The organism is Streptomyces aureoversilis (assembly GCF_042657885.1).
GTDB classification, from domain to species: Bacteria; Actinomycetota; Actinomycetes; order Streptomycetales; family Streptomycetaceae; genus Streptomyces; species Streptomyces aureoversilis.
This window is the reverse complement of record NZ_JBHSKJ010000052.1, coordinates 1-4,985: the sequence shown is the minus strand read 5'-3', so window position 1 is coordinate 4,985 and position 4,985 is coordinate 1. Positions and strand designations below refer to the sequence as shown.

Annotated in this window: 4 protein-coding genes and 1 pseudogene; all 5 read left to right on the top strand. The window is 69.7% G+C overall.

Annotated elements, in window-relative coordinates:
* Positions 1 to 152 (top strand): annotated as a pseudogene (locus ACFPP6_RS36280) (roadblock/LC7 domain-containing protein); the annotation flags it as partial.
* Between the two features lie 104 nt (positions 153 to 256).
* Positions 257 to 664: a DUF742 domain-containing protein gene (locus ACFPP6_RS36275; protein ID WP_058046432.1), complete on the top strand. Its 408-nt coding sequence runs from the start codon at positions 257 to 259 to the stop codon at positions 662 to 664.
* On the top strand, positions 645 to 1,238 hold the full coding sequence (locus ACFPP6_RS36270; RefSeq protein ID WP_382051118.1) for a GTP-binding protein: 594 nt from the start codon (positions 645 to 647) through the stop codon (positions 1,236 to 1,238). Before ACFPP6_RS36275 ends, ACFPP6_RS36270 begins: the two co-directional genes overlap by 20 nt.
* A 418-nt stretch (positions 1,239 to 1,656) precedes the next feature.
* Positions 1,657 to 4,851, top strand: coding sequence for a sensor histidine kinase (locus ACFPP6_RS36265; RefSeq protein WP_382051117.1), 3,195 nt, complete (start codon positions 1,657 to 1,659; stop codon positions 4,849 to 4,851).
* A 1-nt stretch (position 4,852) separates the two neighbouring features.
* On the top strand, positions 4,853 to 4,985 hold a 133-nt coding region (locus ACFPP6_RS36260), incomplete at its 3' end, for a roadblock/LC7 domain-containing protein (protein WP_146167043.1).

Genomic DNA, 4,985 nt, shown 5'->3' with positions numbered 1-4,985 from the left:
CCATCTCCGACGGCTCCTCCCTGGCCGTGCTGGCGCACCCCGAGTGCGACATCGGCCTCGTCGGCTACGAGATGGCCCTCCTCGTCGACCGCGCGGGCAACGTCCTCACCCCGGACCTCCGCGCCGAGCTCCAGGGCAGCCTGCTGAACTGACCGATGTTTACCGCTGATCCCGTCCGACCGTACGGCCGAAAACCCCCCACCGGCCCGCGCTCGACGGCATTATTGCCAGTCCTGCTGTCCCGTCCGGAGGATTCATGACCCCGCCCGCCTCGCCCGGCCCGTACGGTGCCTCTCATCACGCGCCGTACGGGAGTGAAGGCGAAGAGCCGCTGATCCGCCCCTACGCCATGACGGGCGGCCGCACCCGGCCGCGCTACCAGCTCGCCATCGAGGCGCTGGTCAGCTCCACCGCCGACCCGGCCGTGCTCGGGAGCCTGCTCCCCGAGCACCAGCGGATCTGCCACCTGTGCCGCGAGGTCAAGTCGGTCGCCGAGGTCTCGGCGCTGCTGAACATGCCGCTCGGTGTGGCGCGCATTCTGGTCGCGGACCTGGCAGAGGCCGGCATGGTGGCGATCCACCAGCCGGGCGGCAGCGGCGAGTCCGGCGGGACGCCGGATGTGACACTGCTCGAAAGGGTGCTCAGTGGACTTCGGAAGCTCTAGCGGAGGCGCCGGCGGCGGCACGGGCCGCTCCACCACCTCCGCGAAGATCGTGGTGGCGGGCGGCTTCGGCGTGGGCAAGACCACGTTCGTCGGCGCGGTCTCGGAAATCAGTCCGCTGCGGACCGAAGCCGTCATGACGTCCGCCTCGGCGGGCATCGACGATCTGAGCCACGTTCAGGACAAGACCACGACCACCGTGGCGATGGATTTCGGCCGTATCACCCTGGATGACGATCTCATCCTGTATCTCTTCGGTACGCCGGGCCAGGACCGTTTCTGGTTCATGTGGGACGACCTGGTCCGCGGCGCCATCGGCGCCGTCGTCCTCGTCGACACCCGCCGCCTCGCCGACTGCTTCCCCGCGGTCGACTACTTCGAGAACAGCGGCCTGCCCTTCGTCATCGCCCTCAACGGCTTCGACGGACAGCAGCCCTACGCCCCCGAAGAGGTCCGTGAGGCGCTGCAGATCGGGCCGGACACGCCGATCATCACCACCGACGCCCGCCACCGCGGCGAGGCGAAGAGCGCGCTGATCACCCTGGTCGAGCACGCTCTGATGGCCCGGCTGAAGTAACTCTTCGTCAGCTCTTCGTCAGATTTCCGTCGGTTGTCCGCCGGCTCTTCACCGGCCCTTTGTCAGCTCTTCGCCGACAACTTCCGCATCGCCCAGATCGTCGCGTGAAACGTTACGGAGGGGCTGTGGCATTGGACACGACCCGACGCAGAGTTCATAACGTTTCGACAGAGAATCGACCGGACGCGGCAACCCACCGCGTTCGGTCGACTTCACTGTGCGCACATTTCGCCCGCCATTTGGCGCCGCTCGCTCTTAATGCCCGTTTTATGTCGGGCAAATCGAGTGGCCTGGCGGGGGCCCCCGCTGTTTGGAATGCGCACCCCCGACGTGCTGGAATTCCAGGAACTGAGCAGTAACGGCTCAGCCGAAAAACGGCACACAACCCGGGTGCCGACGCCGAGAGGTTGTTGGTCGAGTGACGCGCAGAAAGACGGGCGCCGCACAGCAGACGCAGGACGAGCGGGGCAACTTCACCCCGCCGTCGCGCGGAGCGGTGCCGCCTTCGCCTTCCCCTGCTTCGAGCGTGCCCGAAACCCCGGCTCCCTCCGGGGGCTCGGGCGGCCGGTTCTCCCCCCGCAACTGGCGGGTGCCCGTCAAGCTGAACGCGATCCTCATGATCCCCGTGATCGTGGCCGTCGTGGTCGGCGGGCTGCACGTGAAGGAGCAGGTCGACACCTGGGAGCAGGCCAAGGACGCCGCGAACACCGCGCGAGTGGTGCGCGCCGCGGCCACCTACGCCCACGCGGTGATCGACGAGCGCGACCTGACGGCCCAGCCGCTCCTGCAGAACAACCCCGACGACCCGGTCATCAAGAAGACCCGGGACGCGACGGACGCCGCCCGCGCCGAGTTCGACAAGACCGTCAAGGACATGCCGGACACCGCGGGCCTGCGCCGCCGCATGAAGCTCTTCCGCGAGGCGGAGGGCACGCTGCCCAAGCTGCGCAAGGCCGCCTACACGCCCGCGATGACCGGGGTGCAGACCGAGGACGGCTACGGCGCCATCCAGCGTCCGCTCATGGCCTTCGCCAACGAGCTGGGCTCGGGCCTGGGCAACGACAACGTCGTCTCCTACGGCCGCATGGTCTACGCCGTCTCCCTGGCGAAGGCCGCCGAGTCGCTCGAGCGCTCGATCGGTACCCACCTGCTCGTCAAGCCGGCCAAGGACCCCAAGGAGCAGCAGCTCCAGCGGACGTCCTTCTCCTCCTACTACTTCCTCGAGTACATCGCCCGCGCCGAGTACGACGCGAGCGGCACCGAGGACGACATCAGCCGGCTCAACGACGCCATCGCCACCAAGGCGAAGTCGTCGGAGCAGGAGAAGATCGCCAACGCCATCATGGCGGGCAAGACCAAGGAACAGCTGGAGACCGCGGGCATCACCGCGGCCGGCTGGCAGGACGCCGCCACGGCCAAGTTCGACGCCTACCGCTCGGTCGAGGTCTACCTCACCGACAAGGCGGTGGACGAGGCCGAGAAGATCTCCTCCGACGCCCAGCGCGACGCGATCCTCAACGGCTCGGTCATGGTCGTGGCCCTGCTGCTCGCGTTCTTCGTGGCCGGCATGATGGCCCGTTCCATGAGCCGCAGCATGCGCCGCCTGCGGCGCGCCGCCTTCGACGTGGCCGAGCAGCGCCTGCCCGCGCTGGTCGACCAGCTGTCGCGGACCGACCCGGGCCGGGTCGACACCCGGGTCCAGCCGATCCCGATCACCACCCGGGACGAGATCGGCGAGGTCGCCCGCGCCTTCGACCAGGTCCACCGCGAGGCCGTCCGGCTCGCCGCCGAGCAGGCCCTGCTCCGTGGCAACGTCAACGCGATCTTCACCAACCTCTCGCGCCGCAACCAGAGCCTCATCGAGGGTCAGCTGACCCTGATCACCGAGCTCGAGGAGCACGAGGCGGACCCGGACCAGCTGGAGAACCTCTTCCGCCTGGACCACCTGGCCACCCGTATGCGCCGCAACGGCGAGAACCTCCTGGTCCTCGCCGGCGAGGAGCCCGGCCGCCGCTGGGACCAGCCGGTCCCGCTGGTGGACGTGCTGCGCGCCGCCTCCTCCGAGGTGGAGGCCTACGAGCGCATCGAGCTCTCGGGCGTCCCGGACGCCGAGATCCACGGCCTCGCCGTGACCGACCTCGTGCACCTCCTCGCCGAGCTGCTGGAGAACGCCACCACGTTCTCCTCCCCGCACACCAAGGTCCGGGTCACCGCGACGCGGCTGCCCGACGGCCGCGTGATGGTCGAGATCCACGACAAGGGCATCGGCCTGACCGCCGAGGACTTCGCGGACATCAACCACAAGCTGGCCAACCCGCCGACCGTGGACGCCACGATCTCCCAGCGCATGGGCCTGTTCGTGGTCGGCCGCCTGGCGACGCGCCACGGCATCCGCGTCCAGCTGCGCCCCTCGGGCGAGCAGGCCGGCACGACCTCCCTGGTCATGCTGCCGGACCGGATCACGCACGGTGGCGGTGGCGAGGACGAGCTGTCCGGCGACGACTTCACGGTCTCGCAGATGGTCCCGGGCCAGCAGCAGGCGGGCCCCGCCGGCCAGCCCGGTGCCCAGGCCGGCGCCGTGAACCGCATGCGGACCGCGGCGGAGCTGGGCTTCGACGACTCCCGCTACGAGCAGCCGCAGCAGGGTGCTCCGGGCGCCACGCTGGACCCGGTGAACCGCTCCCGCCTCCGTGAGGAGCGGCGTGCGGCCCTGGAAGCGGCGGCCGACAGCCGCCCGCTGTTCCGCGACGAGGTGCCGCAGCAGCCGCAGCACGAGCAGCAGCAGCCGGCGTACGACCAGCAGCAGTACGACCAGCAGGGCCCGCACCGGACCGAGGAGTTCCCGGCGCTGCCCGAGCAGCCGTACGAGCAGTCCTACGAGCAGCAGCAGCCGCAGCACGGCTACCCGGACTCCGGCTACGCCGAGCAGGGCTATGCCGAGCAGGGCTACGCGGAGGCCGGTTACCCGCAGCAGCAGGCGTACGCCGAGCCCGAGGTCCCGACCCGCAACGACGTGTGGCAGCAGCCCGGTGCGTACCAGGACGGCGGCCCGCAGGGTTACGGAGCGGATTCGGAATCACTGCCGCCCGCTGACACGGCGCAGCCCGAGCGCGTAGAGTTCGACCGTCCGGTCCCCTCTACGAGCGGCTCCCACTCGCTGACCGGGTCCGGTCTGCCGCGACGCGCGACGCAGTGGCAGCAGTCCGAGTCTGTCGAAGAGGCCGTGGGGGCCGGCGAACCGGAGCAGCCCCAGCAGGACCTACAGCAGCCTCACGAGGGTGAAAGCCCCGACTGGCGATCGGAGAACGACGAGCGCTGGCACCGTGCCGAGCAGCTCCGGGACCCGAAGGCCGGCGGAGTCACCCCCTCCGGACTGCCCCGCCGAGTGCCCAAGGCCAATCTGATCGAGGGCAAGGCGGCGCAGACGCCGCAGGGCGGTTCCCAGATTTCCCGTGCCCCGGAGGACATACGCGGCAGGCTCAGCAACCTGCGCCGCGGTGTCCAGCAGGGGCGCACCGTGGGGACCGACAGCGGTTCGGCCACCACACATGAGCAGCATGAGCAACACGACCAGGGCTTCGGCCCCGGCGGCACCTACGATCAGGAGCGTTAGTGTGAGCCCGATGAGCCAGGCGGCGCAGAACCTGAACTGGTTGATCACCAGTTTCGTGGAGAACACCCCAGGGGTGTCCCACACCGTCGTGGTCTCCGCCGACGGACTCCTTCTGGCGATGTCCGAAGGGTTCC